General features: G+C 60.8%; 13 protein-coding genes and 8 tRNA genes. 19 read left to right on the top strand and 2 right to left on the bottom strand.

Annotation, left to right across the window (positions count from 1 at the left end; genetic code table 11):
- Nucleotides 1-75 precede the first annotated feature (75 nt).
- The 11 genes from ACTG2W_RS18630 to ACTG2W_RS18580 all read left to right on the top strand — a co-directional run bounded on the left by ACTG2W_RS18630 (nt 76) and on the right by ACTG2W_RS18580 (nt 5,127).
- Nucleotides 76-2,064 carry a bifunctional metallophosphatase/5'-nucleotidase gene (locus ACTG2W_RS18630; protein ID WP_106842786.1) on the top strand — a complete coding sequence of 663 codons (1,989 nt, stop codon included), beginning with the start codon at nt 76-78 and terminating at the stop codon, nt 2,062-2,064.
- A gap of 218 nt (nt 2,065-2,282) precedes the next feature.
- Nucleotides 2,283-2,879 carry an aminoacyl-tRNA hydrolase gene (gene pth / locus ACTG2W_RS18625; protein ID WP_058059203.1) on the top strand — a complete coding sequence of 199 codons (597 nt, stop codon included), beginning with the start codon at nt 2,283-2,285 and terminating at the stop codon, nt 2,877-2,879.
- A gap of 116 nt (nt 2,880-2,995) precedes the next feature.
- Entirely contained in the window at nt 2,996-4,087 is a 1,092-nt protein-coding gene (gene ychF / locus ACTG2W_RS18620; RefSeq protein ID WP_005353921.1) for a redox-regulated ATPase YchF, read from the top strand.
- 234 nt (nt 4,088-4,321) lie between these two features.
- Nucleotides 4,322-4,398: transfer RNA gene (locus ACTG2W_RS18615), tRNA-Met, on the top strand.
- An 8-nt stretch (nt 4,399-4,406) separates the two neighbouring features.
- A tRNA-Gln gene (locus ACTG2W_RS18610) sits at nt 4,407-4,481 on the top strand.
- Between the two features lie 46 nt (nt 4,482-4,527).
- A tRNA-Gln gene (locus tag ACTG2W_RS18605) sits at nt 4,528-4,602 on the top strand.
- A gap of 41 nt (nt 4,603-4,643) precedes the next feature.
- Nucleotides 4,644-4,718 (top strand) — tRNA-Gln (locus ACTG2W_RS18600).
- Nucleotides 4,719-4,757: 39 nt separating this feature from the next.
- A tRNA-Met gene (locus tag ACTG2W_RS18595) sits at nt 4,758-4,834 on the top strand.
- Between the two features lie 10 nt (nt 4,835-4,844).
- A tRNA-Gln gene (locus ACTG2W_RS18590) sits at nt 4,845-4,919 on the top strand.
- Nucleotides 4,920-4,958: 39 nt separating this feature from the next.
- A tRNA-Met gene (locus ACTG2W_RS18585) sits at nt 4,959-5,035 on the top strand.
- A gap of 8 nt (nt 5,036-5,043) precedes the next feature.
- Nucleotides 5,044-5,127: transfer RNA gene (locus tag ACTG2W_RS18580), tRNA-Leu, on the top strand.
- Nucleotides 5,128-5,345: 218 nt separating this feature from the next.
- On the opposite strand, the gene ACTG2W_RS18575 is transcribed toward ACTG2W_RS18580, so the two are convergent.
- Nucleotides 5,346-7,178, bottom strand: coding sequence for an SLC13 family permease (locus ACTG2W_RS18575; protein WP_128835165.1), 1,833 nt, complete (start codon nt 7,176-7,178; stop codon nt 5,346-5,348).
- Between the two features lie 263 nt (nt 7,179-7,441).
- Here ACTG2W_RS18575 and pnuC point away from each other — a divergent pair, with 263 nt between their 5' ends.
- The 8 genes from pnuC to nifJ all read left to right on the top strand — a co-directional run bounded on the left by pnuC (nt 7,442) and on the right by nifJ (nt 17,115).
- Nucleotides 7,442-8,158: a nicotinamide riboside transporter PnuC gene (pnuC, locus tag ACTG2W_RS18570; protein ID WP_128835163.1), complete on the top strand. Its 717-nt coding sequence runs from the start codon at nt 7,442-7,444 to the stop codon at nt 8,156-8,158.
- Between the two features lie 3 nt (nt 8,159-8,161).
- Nucleotides 8,162-8,887, top strand: coding sequence for a nucleoside phosphorylase (locus ACTG2W_RS18565; protein WP_128835161.1), 726 nt, complete (start codon nt 8,162-8,164; stop codon nt 8,885-8,887).
- 105 nt (nt 8,888-8,992) lie between these two features.
- Nucleotides 8,993-9,664 (top strand): Crp/Fnr family transcriptional regulator, encoded by a 672-nt coding sequence (locus ACTG2W_RS18560; RefSeq protein WP_128835159.1) that lies wholly within the window; start codon nt 8,993-8,995, stop codon nt 9,662-9,664.
- A gap of 42 nt (nt 9,665-9,706) precedes the next feature.
- A complete protein-coding gene (yqfB, locus tag ACTG2W_RS18555; RefSeq protein ID WP_128835157.1) occupies nt 9,707-10,033 on the top strand; it encodes a N(4)-acetylcytidine aminohydrolase in 327 nt (108 codons plus the stop codon).
- 87 nt (nt 10,034-10,120) lie between these two features.
- Nucleotides 10,121-11,041 carry an alpha/beta hydrolase gene (locus ACTG2W_RS18550; RefSeq protein ID WP_128835154.1) on the top strand — a complete coding sequence of 307 codons (921 nt, stop codon included), beginning with the start codon at nt 10,121-10,123 and terminating at the stop codon, nt 11,039-11,041.
- 61 nt (nt 11,042-11,102) lie between these two features.
- Nucleotides 11,103-11,504, top strand: a complete 402-nt coding sequence (locus ACTG2W_RS18545; protein WP_245147620.1) for a DUF1622 domain-containing protein — start codon at nt 11,103-11,105, stop codon at nt 11,502-11,504.
- 199 nt (nt 11,505-11,703) lie between these two features.
- On the top strand, nt 11,704-13,341 hold the full coding sequence (locus ACTG2W_RS18540; RefSeq protein ID WP_421309083.1) for a glycoside hydrolase family 13 protein: 1,638 nt from the start codon (nt 11,704-11,706) through the stop codon (nt 13,339-13,341).
- 228 nt (nt 13,342-13,569) lie between these two features.
- Entirely contained in the window at nt 13,570-17,115 is a 3,546-nt protein-coding gene (nifJ, locus tag ACTG2W_RS18535; protein WP_421309085.1) for a pyruvate:ferredoxin (flavodoxin) oxidoreductase, read from the top strand.
- Nucleotides 17,116-17,226: 111 nt separating this feature from the next.
- Here nifJ and ACTG2W_RS18530 read toward each other — a convergent pair whose 3' ends face one another.
- Entirely contained in the window at nt 17,227-18,603 is a 1,377-nt protein-coding gene (locus ACTG2W_RS18530; protein ID WP_421309087.1) for an MDR family MFS transporter, read from the bottom strand.
- Between the last annotated feature and the right edge of the window lie 36 nt (nt 18,604-18,639).

Raw genomic sequence — 18,639 nt, 5'->3', positions numbered from 1 at the left:
TCTTTCTGGACCTTCTCTTTCCAACTTTCTGCTATCTGGTACGACCCTGCCCCCGGCAGGCTTAAGGATTTACCCATGAATTGCTTGCGTCCCCTCCTGCTCGCGACCCTCACCTCCGCCCTGTTCGCCTGTCAGCCCGCCAAAGAGAACCCGCCCTTTGTGCTGACCCTTGCTCACATGAACGACACCCACTCCCAGTTTGATCCGGTCAATGCCGAGATCAAAGGGCAGATTTTTGCCCAGCAGGGGGAGACGGACACCCTCTATACCCGCTTTGGCGGTTATCCGCGCCTGCTGACCATGGCGAAAGCCTATCAGGCCGATGCGCTGGCCAAGAACCAACCCTTGCTGCTGCTGCACGGCGGCGATGCCTGGCAGGGCAGCGGCTACTTCAAACTCAACGAGGGGATGGCCAACGCCGAGTTGCTGAGCCAGTTTGGCCTCGATGCCATGGCGCTGGGCAACCACGAGTTCGATCTGGATAACCAGAAGCTGGCCCGCTTCATCGAGGGGGTCAACTTCCCGGTGCTGGCCGCCAACCTCGACACCAAGGCCGATCCGGCCCTCAGCAAGGCTGACAACCTCAAGCCCTTCGTGGTCTACGCCTTTGACGGCAACCAGAAGAGTCCGGTCACCGATCTCGACAACCTGCCGCAAGGCAAGCAACTGGTCGCCGTCATCGGTCTGGTGCTGGAAGACATGGGCAATATCGCCCCCAACGTCGGCAAGCTGCGCTTTGGCAAGGAGGTCACCTCGGCTCAGGCCACGGTCGACATGCTGCAAGCCAAGGGGATCCATCAGATCGTGGCGCTCACCCACATCGGCAACGAGCGGGATCTGGCGCTGGCCGCCAAGGTAAACGGCCTCGATGCCATCGTCGGTGGCCACTCCCACAGCCTGCTCGGCGATTTTCGCAACATTGGCTGGGGCAAGACCGGCGATTACGCCAAGCTGGTGACCAATCCGGATGGCATCGGCAAAACCTGCGTGGTGCAGGCGGGCTCCTACGCCCAGGCCATCGGTCTGGCACAGGTGACCTTTGACAGCCAGGGTCAGGTGACCGACTGCCAAGGCCACAACAGCCTGCTGGCCAGCCGCGACTTCTTCGCCGATGCGGCGCGCAAGCAAGCGCTCGACGATGCCCGCAGCAAAGAGGCAAGCCAGTTTGTCGACAACCAGCCCAATCTGGTCACCGTGGATGAAGATCCGCGCCTGCGCGGCATCATCGACAGCCACTACAAACCGGCGCTGGAGAAAGCCTACGGCCCGGTGATCGGCACCATCCCCGAGCAGCTGCAAAATGCCCGTCGTCCCGGTGACAACGGCAGCGACAGCCACGGCTCAGATGTAGCGCCGCTGGTTGCCGAAGGGGAGTTCTACTGGGCCAATACCCCAGCAGTGCAAGCCCTGACCGGCGGCCCGGTCGATTTTTCTCTGGTTGCGGTGGGCGGCGTGCGCGCCGACCTGCCTGCTGGCGAATGGCGTGAGGGGGATAGTGCCCTCACCCTGCTGCCGTTCAAGAACCAGCTCGCGGTGCTGACCCTGACCGGCGCCGAGGTACGCGCCCTCTTGACCGAGACCATCACCGCCACCCTGCCCGCCAGCGCCCATGCCGGCAAGTTCCCCTATGGCGGCCACCTGCGTTACACCTTCCAGGAGACAGACGCAGGCAAAGCGGGCACCCTGACCCAATTGCAGCGCAAGACCGCAAGCGGTGAGTGGCAAGATCTGGTGGATAAGCAGCACTATCGGGTGGTGATGAACGCCTACAGCGCCAACGGCAACGATGGCTGGCAGGCACTGGCCAATGCCCAGCGTCAGAAGAGCGAGCGGGTCGATATCGCCAGCGTCAATGGCAAGCTGACCGCCTTCCCGGTGCTGAAGGTGGCACAAGACGGCGAGCTGCTCGGCGCCGTCTATGCCCCGGGCCAGCCACTCGATTGCAAAGCCAGCGGCGTGGATTGCGGCACCGATGCAGCCTCTTTCGTGGAGTATGTGCGCGATGCTCGTCCCACCCTGACCGCACTGGATGAAGAGACCGTCACCCTGCTGCGTGCCAAATAACGACGGTAGTCAACCGGGCACAATCCATCGGCAAGCTGAAACGGGCCTCTTGCAAGAGGCCCGTTTGCCCACCGTTAGCCACCCATTGGCCGCAATAATGCTGCAAATCCCGCCATAACATGCGCATTGGTTGAGTGATCGCCACTCGGCGGCTAGAATATTGCGTCCTATTGCCCTGGGTAGTGTGCCCACGGCAGCTGCGAGTGAAGACATCAAGCGTGACAAGCGAAATCAAACTGATCGTCGGACTGGGCAACCCCGGCCCGGAATATGCCAAGACCCGCCACAACGCGGGCGCCTGGTATGTGGAGCAACTGGCCCGCTGGCACAATGTCAGCCTGCGTGAAGAACCCAAGTTCTTCGGCCATACTGCCCGTATCCTGGTCGAGGGGCAGGATGTGCGGCTGCTCATCCCGAACACCTATATGAACCTCTCTGGCAAGGCGGTGGCCGCACTGGCGCGTTTTTATCAGATTGAGCCGGAAGCGATTCTGGTGGCCCATGACGAACTGGATCTGCCGCCAGGCATCGCCAAGTTCAAGCAGGGTGGTGGTCACGGTGGCCATAACGGCCTCAAGGACATCATCGCCAAGATGGGCAACAACAATAACTTCTTCCGGCTGCGTCTCGGGATCGGCCATCCCGGCAGCAAAGAGCAGGTGGCTGGCTTCGTCCTGACCAAGGCCCCCAGCAGTGAACAGAACCTGATCGACGCCGCGCTGGACGAGTCCCTACGTGCCACCGACATCCTGTTCAAACAAGATATGACCAAGGCCATGAATCGCTTGCACAGCTTCAAGGCAGAAAAGGGTTAGGTCGGTTTGACCCTGTACGGGCATTGTGCCGGTACATGAGCAACGACCAGAACAAGCATGACATGGGCCGCCTGCGGGCGACCCCCAACAGCATCCATCAAGTAAGGTAACAATCCATGGGTTTTAAATGCGGTATCGTGGGCCTGCCCAATGTAGGCAAATCCACCCTGTTCAACGCGCTGACCAAGGCCGGTATCGAAGCCGCCAACTTCCCGTTCTGCACCATCGAGCCGAACACAGGTGTGGTGCCGATGCCGGACCCGCGCCTCGATCAGCTGGCTGCCATCATCAATCCGCAGCGCGTTGTGCCGACCACCATGGAATTCGTCGACATCGCCGGTCTGGTTGCCGGTGCCTCCAAGGGTGAAGGTCTGGGTAACCAGTTCCTGGCCAACATCCGTGAAACCGAAGCGATCGGCCACGTAGTGCGCTGCTTCGATGACGAGAACATCATTCACGTTGCCGGCAAGGTCTCTCCCGCTGACGATATCGAAGTGATCAACACCGAGCTGGCCCTGTCGGATCTGGACGCCTGCGAGCGCGCCATTCACCGTCAGTCCAAGCGCGCCAAAGGCGGCGACAAGGATGCCAAGCTGGAAGTGGAAGTGCTTGAGAAGATCAAGGTTGCGCTGGAAAACGGCCAGATGATCCGCGGCATGAAGCTGGATAAAGAAGAGCTGGCCGCCGTGAGCCACCTCAACTTCCTGACCCTGAAACCCACCATGTATATCGCCAACGTGGCGGAAGATGGCTTCGAGAACAACCCCTATCTGGACAAGGTGCGTGAAATCGCCGCCGCCGAGAACGCGGTCGTGGTCGTGGTCTGCTGCGCCATCGAAGCCGACATCGCCGAACTGGACGATGAAGATCGCGCCGAGTTCATGGCAGACCTAGGCATCGAAGAGCCGGGCCTGAACCGCGTTATCCGCTCCGGCTACCAGCTGCTCAACCTGCAGACCTACTTCACCGCCGGTGTGAAAGAGGTACGCGCCTGGACTATTCCGGTCGGTGCCACTGCCCCGCAAGCGGCTGGCAAGATCCACACTGACTTTGAAAAAGGCTTTATTCGCGCCCAAACCATCGCCTTTGAAGACTTTATCAACTACAAGGGTGAGCAAGGCGCCAAGGAAGCGGGCAAGATGCGCGCTGAAGGGAAAGATTACATCGTCAAAGATGGCGATATCATGAACTTCCTGTTCAACGTCTAATCCCATGACAGGCCAGCATTTGCTGGCCTGTTTTTTATCTGCCATTGCCCGGGCAATCATGGCAATGTCTTAAAAAAAACCAGATTGTTGGGCTTTTGCGCAACAGAGACCAATAACTGGTCAAACGCACTCAAATTGCTTTTTTCTGGCAAAAAAAGGGTTGACGCCCCAGAGCCAGATACGCATAATTCGGCCCGCACGGTGACGAGGTAACGACTCACCGGAAGCAAGGTTGGCTATGTAGCTCAGTTGGTTAGAGCATCGCACTCATAATGCGGGGGTCACAGGTTCGAATCCCGTCATAGCCACCATCTCTAGTTGGGGTATCGCCAAGCGGTAAGGCAGCGGGTTTTGATCTCGCCATCCCTAGGTTCGAATCCTAGTACCCCAGCCATTTTTAAAAGTTCTTTGCCAGTCTCGCGACTGTTGAGGAACGCTGTTGGGGTATCGCCAAGCGGTAAGGCAGCGGGTTTTGATCTCGCCATCCCTAGGTTCGAATCCTAGTACCCCAGCCATTTTTGAAAGGTGTTTGATAGTTTCTGTCAGGCATCACTGTTGGGGTATCGCCAAGCGGTAAGGCAGCGGGTTTTGATCTCGCCATCCCTAGGTTCGAATCCTAGTACCCCAGCCATTTTTCTGTTCTCTTCCACATCAGTGGTTGATAACAAACGGCTATGTAGCTCAGTTGGTTAGAGCATCGCACTCATAATGCGGGGGTCACAGGTTCGAATCCCGTCATAGCCACCATTATTTCTGTTGGGGTATCGCCAAGCGGTAAGGCAGCGGGTTTTGATCTCGCCATCCCTAGGTTCGAATCCTAGTACCCCAGCCATTTTTCTGTTCTCTTCCACATCTGTGGTCGATAACAAACGGCTATGTAGCTCAGTTGGTTAGAGCATCGCACTCATAATGCGGGGGTCACAGGTTCGAATCCCGTCATAGCCACCATTAATATTGCGGAAGTGGCGAAATTGGTAGACGCACCAGATTTAGGTTCTGGCGCCCTAGGCGTGAGAGTTCGAGTCTCTCCTTCCGCACCATTAATAGCAGTACCAAACAGACCAGCTCACGCTGGTTTTTTTGTATCTGAAATTTGCCTCTCCCCAATTTTTCTCTCGCTCCTCTATTAACCCATCTCCACGTTAATTCACGTTCACGTCCCTCTTCACTGATTCCGAGCACGCCTTGCCACTCTTGTCTCCCAGACATAAAAAAGCGGCCCGCAGGCCGCTGGTGCACACATTCATCATCCCGGTTATCAGAACGGGAAGAACCAGGGGATCGCCACCACGCTCACCGCCATCACCAACAGGGTGAATGGCACTCCGATACGGATAAAATCGGCGAACTTGTAGTTGCCCGGCCCCAGCACCAGGGTATTGACCGGTGACGAGACCGGCGTCATAAAAGCGGCCGAGGCGGCGATGGCAATGGTCATGGCAAACGGATAGGGTGATACCCCCATCTGTTGCGCCGTGCCCAGCGCAATCGGCGCCATCAGCACTGCGGTGGCGGTGTTGGAGATAAAGAGCCCGATCACCGCGCAGAGGGCAAACAGGCTGGCCAGCATGACCCGCGGCCCCATCTCCCCCACCACATTGATCAGGCCACCGACGATCAGATCCACCCCGCCGGTTTTTTGCAGCGCCAGCGCGAAGGGGAGCATGCCGACGATGAGTATCAGGGTCGGCCAGTGGATCGACTTGTAGGCGCTCTCCATGTCGATGCAGCGAAACTTGCCCATCAGCAGACAGGCTATCAGCGCCGCAATCACGTTGGGCACCGGATCGGTCACCATCAGCAGGATCATCACCCCGAGGCAGACCAGCGCGTGGATCGCCTGACTGCGGGCGGGAGCCATCTCGTCCACCTCGGCAGGCAAGCCCATCAGCAGAAAGTCGCGGCTGTGGGTCTGCAGCAACCGGATATGGCTCCAGTTGCCCACCACCAGCAGGGTATCCCCCATCTGCAGCGGCTCGTCCACCAGCTTGCCCACCAGAGCCTCGCCGTCGCGACGCAGCCCCACCACGCTCAGGCCATAGCTGGAGCGGAAGGTTACCTCACGCACACTCTTGCCCAGCAGCTTGGACTCGGGGATCAGCGACACCTCAGCCATCCCCACCTCCCGCGCCTGATCGGAGAAGTACTCCCCGCGCAGGATCATGGGTTCGAGCAGCGCCTCGCTGCAAAACGTCCGCACATCCACCTCGGGGTCTGACATGTCGATCAGCAGAACATCCTTGGCCTGAAATTCACTGATCCCCGACACCGGCACCATCACCCGGCGGAACTTGCGCCAGCGCTCCACCCCGATAACGTGGGCACCATAACGGGCGCGTAGTTGCAGCTCGTCCAGGGTATGGCCAATCAGCGGGGAGTCAGGCCGCAGCGCCAGACGACGGGCCCGACCGGCCAATCGGTAGTCTCGGATGAGATCGCGCAGGGTGCGGCGTCCGGTCTGCTTGCCTTTGCCCTCTTCCCCTTCGCCCACCAAGGAGCCGCGCACCAGCAGCATGTAGAGGATGCCCAGCCCCAGGATCAGCACGCCCATCGGGGTGAAATCGAAGAACCCGAAACCATGTATGCCGTGGCGCATCAGTTCACTGTTGACCACCATATTGGGCGGTGTCGCCACCAGCGTCATCATGCCGCTGATCAGCCCGGCAAAGCCGAGGGGCATCATCAGGCGACCGGCGGGGATCCCCATCCGGTTCGCCACGCTCAGCACCACCGGGATAAAGATGGCCACCACCCCGGTGCTGCTCATCACAGCCCCCAGACTCGCCACCGCTACCATCAGCAACACCAGCAGCTTGGTCTCGCTGCTGCCCGCCACCTTCACCAGCGCATCCCCCACCTGATAAGCGATACCGGTGCGAACCAGCCCCTCACCCACCACAAACAGGGCGGCAATCAGAATGACGTTGGGATCGCTAAAGCCCGCCAGCGCCTCCGGCAGGGTGAGGGTGCCGCTCAGCACAAACAGGATGACCACACCCAGGGCCACCACATCCATGCGCACCTTGTTAGTCATGAAGAGATAGATGGCGCCAGCCAGCAGACAGAGCACCCAGACAAGCTCGGAATTCAATACAACCTCCTTTTATCACGTGATTCTCCTCCCGGAGAGTGGACTCTATCAGACCACAGCCACGGCGCTATCATCTTGCTACATATCAATAAAGTCCGGCCAGCGGGGGCACCATAACCCATCACTGCTGGAATAACCGGGCACCAGTGGTGATTTCTTTGATATGGGCCAAGCCCGGGGCGGACAAAAGTCCTGCCCCTCCTCCCCCTCACCCCTTAGAATGGCGCCCTCGCATACTAACCCTCATGCCCAAGGATCAGAAAATGAGCATATTCGAGCTGTTCAGCATCAATAACACGCTAGTGACCATACCGCTGGGTGGCGGCTATGCCATGTCATGGATTGAAGCCATCGGCACCCTGTTCGGGCTGGCCTGCATCTGGTTTGCCAGTCAGGAGAAAACCATCAACTACCTGTTTGGTCTGATCAACGTCAGCCTGTTTGCCATCATCTTCTTCCAGATCCAGCTCTACGGACTGTTGATGTTGCAGCTGTTCTTCTTCTGCGCCAACGTCTACGGCTGGTACGCCTGGACCCGCCCGGCCAACGATCAGGGGGATACCCTGCAGATCCGCTGGCTCAGCAAATCCAAACTGATGGTGACCGCCGCCGTGAGCGTGCTGGCCATCGCCCTGCTGACCCGCTATATCGACCCGGTCTTCGCCACCCTGGCGCGCAGCTCGGTCTCCCTGCTCAACCTGTTTGGTGCCAACCTTGCCACCCCAGAGCCCTCCCCTGATGCCTTCCCGTTCTGGGATGCCAGCATGACGGTGCTCTCGGTGGTCGCGCAGATCCTGATGACCCGCAAATACGTGGAGAACTGGATCCTCTGGGTCGTCATCAACATCATCAGCATCGGTGTCTATGCCGCGCAGGGCGTCTACGCCATGTCGCTCGAATACCTGATCCTGCTGTTTATCGCCGCCAACGGCACCCGCCTCTGGGTGATTGCCGCCAAGCGCCAGCCACAAGGTCTGTAAGCCATGAGTCTGTTACCCCATCTCCAGTGCCGCCCCGACCAGATTGCCGAGCGGGTGGTGCTATGCGGCGACCCGGCCCGGGTCGATCGCATCGCCAGCCAGCTCGAGCAGTGTGAGGTGCTGGGGCAAAACCGGGAGTTTCGCCTCATCAACGGCCGCTATCAGGGGCTGCCCATCACGGTCTGCAGCACCGGCATCGGCGGCGCCTCGGCCGTCATAGCGCTGGAGGAGCTAGTGCAAGCCGGTGCCCACTCGCTTATTCGGGTCGGCTCCGCCGGTGCCCTGCAGCACGACATCGGGCTCGGCGACCTTATCGTGGTGGAAGGGGCGGTACGCAATGAGGGGGCCTCGCAGGCCTATCTGCCCGCCGAGTACCCCGCCTGCGCCGACATCTGGCTGCAGGCCGCCCTGCTCAATCAGGTAGCAACCAGCGGCCAACCTCATTGGCACGGATTGGTACGCTCCCACGACAGCTTCTATCGGGATGATGAGCAGGAGGTGTGCCGCTACTGGCATGCCCGTGGTGTGCTGGGCGCCGATATGGAGACCGCCTCCCTGCTGACCGTGGGGCGCCTGCGCAAGGTGCGGGTTGCCGCCGTGCTCTGCAACGTGGTGCTGTTCGAGCAGGATGTGCAGGATGGGGTCAATGAGTACGTCAACGCCGAGCAGGCCATGATGAACGGCGAGCGAAACGCCATCGCCGCCGCCCTCCACGCCCTGGTGCAATAACCCGCAAACCGTTAATCACGGCACATTCAACAGGAGGCGGGCTGGTATCCGGCCCGCACTCTTGCTAGCCTCATGGCCCTCGTCATCCGGTACGACAGGTACGTCATGCAGCAACAGCCCTACCCCCTCGGCCGTTTTCACGCCGAACTCAAGCAGCTTGAACCCCGCTTTGCCGCGGCGCTCGACACCTGCACCCTGTTTCTGCGCCGTTACCTGCCGGGCGAATTGATCATGCGGCAGGGGGAGCAGAGCGAGCAGCTCTATCTGGTCGAACGTGGCCGGGTCTCCCTCAACAGCACGGTACACTCTGGCCGTCGCTTCCAGCTTGGCGAAATTGAGTGCCACAGCCAAATCTTCGGCGAGATGGAGTTCTTCAGCGCCACCCCGGTACAGTGGAACGTGGTGGCCGAGACCGAGCTGGATGCCCGAGTCATCTGCGCCAACAAGCTGGCCCAGCGGTTGCTGGCCGAGCCCGAGCTGACCCTCTTCTTCGCTGCGGCGCTTGCCAGCGACTATCTCGATACCCTGGAGATCACCACCAGCCGGCTACTCCACCCCATTGCCTACAACATCGCCTATGAGCTATGGCGAGAACGCCAGCGCACTCCAATGCTAGGGTCACGCAAGCGGGCCCACGAGGCTGCACGCTTCGGCACCACCGAGCGGGTCTACCGCCGCGCCCTCAAGGAGCTGGTCGAACAGGGCATAGTTGCCGACGGCAGCGACGGCCCTGTTATCGCCGATCTGGCCAGGCTGCGCGCCTATCTCGATCTTTGATTTCAATTCACCTCATTTCGATTCACCCTGTCAGGAGTCACCATGTCTGCCCATCCCTATCCCGAATTCACCTTCTTCAGCCGCTTCGTTGCCGATATTCAGGCGGGCCGCAAGACCATCACCATCCGCGACGAGAGCGAGGCCAACTGGCAGCCCGGCCAGCGGCTGGCCCTGTTCACCAACCCGGAGCACCAGCCCTTTGGCACCATTAAGGTGCTCTCGGTCAAGGCGGTCGCCTTCGATGAACTGAATGACGAGCATGCCCGTCAGGAGAACATGACCCTCCCCGAGCTCAAACAGGTGATCCGCGATATCTACCCCGCTCTGCCGCCGCTCTATGTGATTGAATTCCTGCTGCTTGAAGTCTGATTTTGTGAGCTGCCTCAGCTAACGCCGGTTGCGCTCTCTGGCTAAAGGCGCAAAATAACTGTTTTTATATACAGTTATTGGTGCGTTATGGATACACAACTTGAACCGGCCATTGCGGCCATGGTGGCGGATTTCGTTGCCGCAGGCCGCCCCAAGGCGAGCAGCCTGAGCTGGCAGGAGCGGCGTGAAGGCTATCTTGCTTCAGCCATATTGGGTGGTGAACAGGAGGAGGTTGGCGCTGCCGAAGAGTGGCAAAACGGCCATTATTCCGTTCGCCTCTATCAGCCAGCGTCCACCTCAAGTGCAAGCCGTCCGGCCCTGATCTACTTTCATGGCGGCTGTTTTGTCAGCGGTGAGTTCGACACTCACGACCGCCAGATGCGGATGCTGTGCAATCGCGCCGAGGCACTGGTGTTCGCGGTACATACCCGCCTTGCCCCTGAACACACCTATCCTGCAGCACATGACGATGCAATGGCTGCTACGCTCGCCATCATGGCTGATGTGGAGAAATGGCATGGGGATCCGGCAAGGATTGTCCTTGCGGGAGACAGTGCCGGCGGCCACCTCGCCCTGATCACCACCTTGCGACTCAAGGAGCGAGGCGCCTCCTTGCCTGCCGCCCAACTGCTCATCTATCCGATGCTCGATGCTGCGGGCGACAGTGACAGCTACCGGCAGCTAGGGGATGACTACCTCATCACCCGCGACATGCTGTTAAGCGGTTTTCACGCCTATCTGGGCGAGCTACCCGCCACTCATCCCGAAGCTAGCCCTCTCCACCATCATGCCCTGTCAGGATTACCGCCGACCCATATCGTAACGGCGGAATATGATCCGCTGCGCGATGAGGGGGAAGCCCTCTATCGCAAACTGCTGCAAGTCGGTGTCACGGCTACCTGTCAGCGGCAACTGGGTGTGATACACGGCTTCTTCCAACTGGCAGGAGTCAGCCCGGCGGCGCGTCAGCTCATTGAACAGCTCTCACTGCTTATCAGGAAACTCTGATTTGGCCTTTGCCGAGCGATGTGTTAATAGTGTCCTCTTTTGAATCAGGGAGGTGACCCGAGTGTTTGAGATAGCGAGCCTGAAAGAGGGGATGATGCACGGGGTCGAGCTGTTCCAGCTGCTGCTGGAGATCATCTCCATAGCCTGTGTGGTGATAGGGCTTGGCAAGACCCTCTGGCTGGCGGCAAGAGTGCGTGATCACCAGCCCGGCTTTCCGCGCATTCGCCTCTGTTTTGGCAGCTGGCTTATTCTGGCGCTGGAGTTCCAGCTGGCCGCCGACATCCTAGCCACCACGATCGCGCCGAGCAAGGAGGAGCTGATCCGCCTCGCCATCATTGCGGTGATCCGCACCTTCCTGAACTACTTCCTCGGCAAGGAGCTGGAAGCACAAGCGGAACGCCAGCAAGACAAGGCAGAGCGCCAGCAGGAACAGCGCAGCGAGCAGGCCAAGACTGCTCAATAGCCTGTATTCCTGCAGAGTATCAGCGCTAAGTGCCGTGCCATCCCGACCATAGCCGTGGCCCGGGATGGCACCTTTGTGACCCTTCCCGCACTTTTGGCAATCAGCCAATAATGGAACCCTTTTCAAGGCTTCCCCTGCCCTGTTGAGTGCCCGCTCATCTGCGTAAGATGGAAAGCCTCCTCCCCAACCGGCCCAGCTGATGAACCCGCACTTCCTCCACTCTCCCGATATCGACCTCGATAGCTGTGTCATCTATCAGATCTACCCCATGAGCTTTCAGGACAGCGATGGCGACGGCATGGGCGATATCAACGGCATCCGTCAGCGCCTCGGTTATCTGGCCACCCTAGGGGTCGATATGCTCTGGCTCACCCCCATCTATCGCTCCCCCAAGCGGGACAACGGCTATGACGTGGCGGACTACCGTGCCATCGACCCCGCCTTCGGCACTCTGGCCGAGATGGAGCTGCTGATAGCCGAAGCAGCCGCTCACGGCATCGGCATCATGATGGATATCGTCGCCAACCACACCTCCACCGAGCACGAGTGGTTTATGAAGGCACTGGCCGGGGATCCCTGCTATCAGGACTACTACGTATTCCGGGATCAAGCCTTTGTCGATGCTCACCCCATTACCTCGATTTTTGGCGGCAGCGGGTGGCAGTATGTGCCAGCGCTTGATCGCTACTACCTGCACAACTTCGATCCCAGTCAGGCCGATCTGGACTGGGACAACCCGGCGGTGCGGGCCGAAATGGCGGCGGTGATCAACTTCTGGCTGGGCAAAGGGATCAAGGGATTTCGCTTCGATGTGATCGACATGGTGAGCAAGGAGTGGGACCGGCTGGCCATGAGCAATGGCCCGCGCCTGCACGACTATATCCGTGAGCTCAATGCTGCGAGCTTCGGTGGCAAGGGGATCATTACGGTGGGGGAGACCTGGGGGGCCGATCTCGCCCATATGCAGAACTATTCGAACCATGATGGCAGCGAGTTCAGCATGGTGTTCAACTTCGAGCATCTGGGGCTGGGCAGTGACAAGTGGTCATCCCGCTTTGATCCCCTCGCCTTCAAGCGAGCCATGACCCGCCACCAGCAAGGGCTACACGGGCGTGGCTGGAACAGCCTGTTTCTCGGCAATCACGACCTGCCCCGCGCCGTCTCCCGCTTTGGCGATGACAGACCCGAGTGGCGTGAAACCAGCGCCAAGCTGTGGGCCATGGTGCTGCATATGATGCAGGGCACCCCCTTCATCTATCAGGGGGAGGAGCTCGCCATGACCAACCGCCACTGGCAGCCGGACGAGCTGCGCGATGTGGAGGCCATCAACTACTGCGCCAGCCACTCAGGGCTGGATCCTGCCGAGCTGAGTCGGCGGCTCGATGCCATCAGCCGCGACAATGCCCGTACCCCGATGCATTGGGATGCAGGTCCCCACGCCGGTTTCACCTCCACCACACCCTGGATTGCCCTCAACGCCAATCACGTCGAGATTAATGCCGCCGAGCAGCTGACTCGCCCCGACTCGCCGTTTCACTGCTATCGCCAGCTTATCGCCCTGCGCAAGGCTCACCCTGTCGTTCGCCACGGCAATTTCGAGCTGCTGGATGGGGATGATCCCGAGCGCATCAGCTATCGCCGCCACTGGCAGGATCCGGCCAGCGGAGAGCAGCACACCCTGCTGCTCGCCAATCTCACGGCGAACCCCTTGCCGATGCCCCACTTCGACAAGGTGACAGACAAGATGCGGTTGCTACTGGCCAATTACCCAAGCGAACCACTGCCACTCTTCGCCCCTTATCAGTGCGCCATCTGGCTGCAAGTGGATCAGGGTTAACCCCGTGCTGACGGGTCATACCAATGGCCCGTCAGCCACCTCCCGTTTGCTGTCAGCAGAAAATCATGCCCCCACGCTGCGGGATTAAATTAACCACTATTACTGACTTATTAATTGATTATTTATCCCGTTTGATACGCTCTCATTGCCCCTCTTACTATGCCAGCGACCTATCCATTGCCGATGCAACTATCGGCCTTCAAACTGGCATAGCAAAGTGGAAAACAGATGATCACCACAGACGGGAATAACGCGGTCGCCTCGGTGGCGTACCGCACCAGCGAAGTCATCGCCATCTACCCCATCACCCCCAGTTCGGCCATGGCTGAGCAGTCGTCGGCCTGGTCGAGCGAGCGGGGCAAGAACCTCTGGGGGGATGTGCCCCGAGTTGTCGAGATGCAGTCGGAAGGGGGCGCTATCGCCGCCGTCCACGGCGCCCTGCAGACCGGCGCGCTGGCGACCTCGTTTACCTCGTCGCAGGGTTTGCTGCTGATGATCCCCAACCTCTACAAGCTGGCGGGTCAGCTCATTCCCTTTGTGCTGCATGTGGCGGCACGCACCGTGGCGACCCATGCGCTATCGATCTTTGGCGATCACTCGGACGTGATGGCGGTGCGCCAGACCGGCTGCGCCATGCTCTGTGCCAGCAATGTGCAGGAGGCGCAGGACTTTGCCCTGATCTCCCAGATAGCGAGCCTCAACAGCCGCCTCCCCTTTATCCACTTCTTCGACGGCTTTCGTACCTCTCACGAGATCGCCAAGATAGCGCCGCTCGCTGACGACACCCTGCGTGCCCTGTTGCCCGCAGATGCCATCCGAGCCCATCGTGACCGGGCGCTCACCCCCGACAAACCGGTCATTCGCGGCACCGCCGCCAACCCGGACACCTACTTCCAGTGCCGGGAGGCGAGCAACCCCTGGTATGACGCCGCCTATGGCCATGTGAGCGAGGCGATGCAGGCTTTTGGCGAGCAGACCGGCCGCCACTACCGACCGTTTGAATATGTCGGCCACCCGCAGGCGGAGCGGATTGTGGTGCTGATGGGCTCGGCGATTGGCACCTGTGAAGAGGTGATCGAGCGCCTGCTGGCCCAAGGGGAGAAGGTGGGGGTGGTGAAGGTGCGCCTCTACCGCCCCTTCTCGGCCAAGCACCTGCTGGCCGCGATTCCGGAGAGTGCCCACACCATCGCCGTTCTGGATCGTACCAAGGAGCCGGGCGCACAGGCCGAGCCCCTCTATCTCGACGTGATGGCGGCGCTGGCCGAAGCGGTCAGCCGGGGCGAGCGGGCAAGCCTGCCGCGGGTTATCGGCGGCCGCTATGGCCTCTCCTCCAAAGAGTTCGGCCCCGCCTGCGCGCTGGCGGTGTTTGCCGAACTGGCGCAGGAGAACCCGCGTCCGCGCTTTACCGTCGGCATCTTCGATGACATCACAGGTCTCTCGCTACCGCTGCCCGCGCTGAATTCGCAAAGCCCCATCCACGGCCAGCAACACAAGCTGGAGGCGCTCTTCTACGGCCTTGGCAGCGATGGCACCGTCTCGGCGGCCAAGAACAGCATCAAGATCCTCGGCAACCACACCGACCTCTATCCGCAGGGCTATTTCGTCTACGACTCCAAGAAGGCGGGCGGCCTCACCGTCTCTCACCTGCGGGTAGGCGAGCGGCCGCTCCAATCGGCCTATCTGGTGGAAGAGGCGGACTTTATCGGCTGCCATCAGTGGCAGTTTGTCGACAAGTACCGGATGGCGGAGCGCTTGAAGGCGGGCGGCATCTTCCTGCTTAACACCCCCTACAGCGAAGCGGATATCTGGCAGCGCCTCCCCAGCGAGGTGCAGCATGCCCTGCGCGAGAAAGAGGCGCGCTTCTACATCATCAACGCCGCCAGGATTGCCCGCGATTGCCAGCTCGGCAACCGCATCAATACCGTGATGCAGATGGCATTCTTCCAGCTCAGCTCCATCATTCCCCCCGCAGAGGCGACCAGCCTGCTGAAGCAGGCCATCGCCAGCAGCTATGGCAGCAAGGGGCAGACACTGGTCGAGCGCAACTGGATGGCACTGGAGGCAACCTGCGCCGCTCTGACCCGAGTGCCACTGGGTGAGCTGGATCCCGCCAGCCGCCCGCGCCCGCCGGTGGTTTCGGCCAAGGCCCCCGATTTTGTCCAGACCGTCACCGCCGCCATGCTGGCGGGGCTGGGTGACAACCTGCCTGTCTCCGCCTTCCCGCCGGATGGTACCTGGCCGGTCGGCACCACTCGCTGGGAGAAGCGCAACATCGCCAAGGAGATCCCCATCTGGGAGGCGGAGCTCTGCACCCAGTGCAACTACTGTGTCGCCGCCTGTCCCCACTCGGCCATTCGCGCCAAGGTGGTAGAACCCGATGCGCTGGCCGCTGCTCCTACCACTCTCGATACGCTGGATGTGAAATCCCGTGACATGCGCGGCCAGCAGTACGTGCTGCAGGTGGCACCGGAGGATTGCACCGGCTGCAATCTCTGCGTCGAGGTGTGCCCGGCCAAGGATCGCAGCAACCCGGATCGCAAGGCGATCAATATGGCTTCACGCCTCGATCACCTCGACAAGCAGAAGGCCAACTACGACTTCTTCCTCGACCTGCCTGAGCGCAGCGCCGAGCAGTTGGAGCGCATCGACATCCGCACCTCCCAGCTCATCTCGCCGCTGTTTGAATACTCGGGCGCCTGCTCCGGCTGTGGCGAGACCCCCTATATCAAGCTGCTGACCCAGCTCTATGGCGATCGGCTGCTGATTGCCAACGCCACCGGCTGCTCGTCCATTTATGGCGGCAACCTGCCTACCACCCCCTACACCACCAACGCCGACGGGCGCGGGCCAGCATGGGCCAACTCGCTGTTTGAAGACAACGCCGAGTTCGGACTGGGCTTCCGTCTTACCGTCGATCAGCACAGGGAGCGGGTGCGCCGTCTGCTGGCGAGCCTGGGCGACACCATACCGGCAGCGCTGCGCGAGGCGCTCGGCGATGCCACCCTGCCGGTTTCCGAGCAGCGGGCCCATATCCAGCAGTTGCGAGCGCTGCTGCAGGAGAGCCAGATCCCGGCAGCCCAAGAACTGGCTCGCGATGCGGACTATCTGGTGGAAAAATCGGTCTGGCTCATCGGTGGCGATGGCTGGGCCTACGACATCGGCTTTGGCGGGCTCGATCATGTGCTGAGTCTGGGGGAGAACATCAATGTGCTGGTGCTCGATACCCAGTGCTACTCCAACACCGGCGGCCAGCAGTCGAAGGCGACGCCACTCGGTGCCATCACCAAGTTTGGCGAGCAGGGCAAACGCAAGGCACGCAAAGATCTCGGGGCCAGCGTGATGATGTATGGCCACGTCTATGTGGCGCAAATCTCCCTCGGCGCCCAGATGAACCAGACGGTGAAGGCGATTCAGGAGGCGGAAGCCTACCCGGGCCCCTCGCTCATCATCGCCTACAGCCCCTGCGAGGAGCATGGCTACGACATGGCCGAGAGCCATGAGCAGATGAAGCAGCTGACCGCCACCGGCTTCTGGCCGCTCTACCGCTTCGATCCGCGCCGCGCTGACGAGGGTAAATTGCCGCTGGCGCTCGACTCGCGGGCACCCAATGCCTCGCTGGCCGAGACCTTGCGCCATGAGCCCCGCTTCCAGCGGCTGGAACGCCAGCTGCCGGAGGTGGCCAGCCAGCTCTATGAAGAGGCGGAGCAGGAGGCCAATCGCCGCTTCGCCTGGCTGAGCCAGCTGGCAGGCAAGGAGAGTCCGGCGCAGGAGTAACTCGCGCATGGCTTGATGGCAGCAGCCACTCTATTCGCCAAATAACAATCAGGGCTCCCCGCGGGGAGCCCTGATGCTATCTATGGTGAGTCAATGTCGGCGCAGGCCTGATCAGGCGCTGATAGAGGCCAGCTCATGGCGCTTCAACGCCAGCAATGTGATGAGCAGCGCCAACGTGGCGATCAGTGCCATACCGATATAGGTCGCGCTGAAGCCCGGGGCCAGCAGATCGGGGGCAAGTCGGCTCAGATCGCCATCGCTGCCGGCTGGCAGGCGGAAGTGAAACAGCATGGAGCAGATGGCCACGCCGACGGCACCGCCAAGCTCCCGCCCGAAGTTGAACAGCGACATGCCGATGCCACGATCCTGCCGTGGCAGGGCATTCTGTACCACCACCGAGAGGGCGGGCAGCACCAGACCCAGACCGATACCGGCAAACCCGAGGGCCAGCTTGACCCAGGCATCGAAGTGGATCTGCCAGAGCGCCACTGCTGCGAGGCCAAAGCCCACCGCGACAAAGCTCTTGTAGTGACCGGTACGGCCAATCAGCTTACCGCCGACAAAAGCGCCGGCAGTGATGCAAATCATGAAGATGACCATGATGGCGCCGCTCTCGCTGGCGCTCATCCCCTTCTGCCACTGCATCTGCAACGGCAGATAGACCAGCACGGCAAACATCAGCAGCTGGGAGAGCATCACCAGCAGCACGCTCACCAGATAGCCGGGCAACCGGGCCAGATGGGCAGGCAATATGGGGTCGTGGGCGCGCCGCTCAATCAGAATGAGCAGCAGCAGTGCAACGCCCAGCGCCGCCGAAAGCCAGACGGCGGGCAGCGCCGCCTCCGGCGAGAGCAGCAACAGGGTGAGCGTGGTGACGGTAATCAGCAGACCCGCCCCCTTCCAGTCGAAGCGACTGTGGCGACGCACGTTGAGCTGCTTGAGGTTGCGGTTGATGAGAAAGACTGCCAGCGCCCCGAGCGGCAGATTGATCCAGAAGATCCAGCGCCAGCTGAGTTGCTCGGTGAAGTAGCCGCCAAGCAAGGGGCCAGCGATGCTGGAGACCGCATAGACCGCCGAGATGTAGCCCTGATACTTGCCCACCTCCCGCGGCGGAATGGTGTCGGCAATCACGGTAAACGCGAGGGCAATCAGACCGCCGCCCCCCAGCCCTTGCAGCACCCGCGCTGCCAGCAGGGTCTGCAGATCCTGGGAGAGGGCGCAGGCCACCGAGCCTGCCAGAAACAGGCCGATGCCGATATTGAGCATCCGCACCCGACCAAAGAGATCGCTCAGCTTGCCGTAGAGGGGCAGCACGGCGGTGGCCGCCAGCAGATAGGCGGTGACCACCCAGGTGAGGGCGGCACCGGCGTGCAGCTCGGCGCCAATCATGGGCAGCGGGGTGGTGACGATGCTCTTTTCCAGTGAACCGAGCGCGATCACCAGCGCCACACTGGAGAAGATGGTTTTAGGGGATATTTTCGAGGTCATAAGCGGACTCGCAGATCTGATATGCCAAAGTATCCG

It is taken from the genome of Aeromonas sp. 96A (assembly GCF_051919165.1).
In the GTDB taxonomy this organism is placed as follows: domain Bacteria; phylum Pseudomonadota; class Gammaproteobacteria; order Enterobacterales; family Aeromonadaceae; genus Aeromonas; species Aeromonas veronii.
This window is presented reverse-complemented; position numbering and strand designations above follow the sequence as displayed.

What these genes read in the sequence shown, in the direction of transcription:
- ychF (WP_005353921.1), top strand. Translation starts at nt 2,996, where the DNA reads ATGGGTTTTAAATGCGGTATCGTGGGCCTGCCCAATGTAGGCAAATCC.
- pnuC (WP_128835163.1), top strand. Translation starts at nt 7,442, where the DNA reads ATGAGCATATTCGAGCTGTTCAGCATCAATAACACGCTAGTGACCATA.
- ACTG2W_RS18630 (WP_106842786.1), top strand. Translation starts at nt 76, where the DNA reads ATGAATTGCTTGCGTCCCCTCCTGCTCGCGACCCTCACCTCCGCCCTG.
- ACTG2W_RS18565 (WP_128835161.1), top strand. Translation starts at nt 8,162, where the DNA reads ATGAGTCTGTTACCCCATCTCCAGTGCCGCCCCGACCAGATTGCCGAG.
- nifJ (WP_421309085.1), top strand. Translation starts at nt 13,570, where the DNA reads ATGATCACCACAGACGGGAATAACGCGGTCGCCTCGGTGGCGTACCGC.
- ACTG2W_RS18560 (WP_128835159.1), top strand. Translation starts at nt 8,993, where the DNA reads ATGCAGCAACAGCCCTACCCCCTCGGCCGTTTTCACGCCGAACTCAAG.
- ACTG2W_RS18550 (WP_128835154.1), top strand. Translation starts at nt 10,121, where the DNA reads ATGGATACACAACTTGAACCGGCCATTGCGGCCATGGTGGCGGATTTC.
- ACTG2W_RS18540 (WP_421309083.1), top strand. Translation starts at nt 11,704, where the DNA reads ATGAACCCGCACTTCCTCCACTCTCCCGATATCGACCTCGATAGCTGT.
- ACTG2W_RS18530 (WP_421309087.1), bottom strand. Translation starts at nt 18,603, where the DNA reads ATGACCTCGAAAATATCCCCTAAAACCATCTTCTCCAGTGTGGCGCTG.
- yqfB (WP_128835157.1), top strand. Translation starts at nt 9,707, where the DNA reads ATGTCTGCCCATCCCTATCCCGAATTCACCTTCTTCAGCCGCTTCGTT.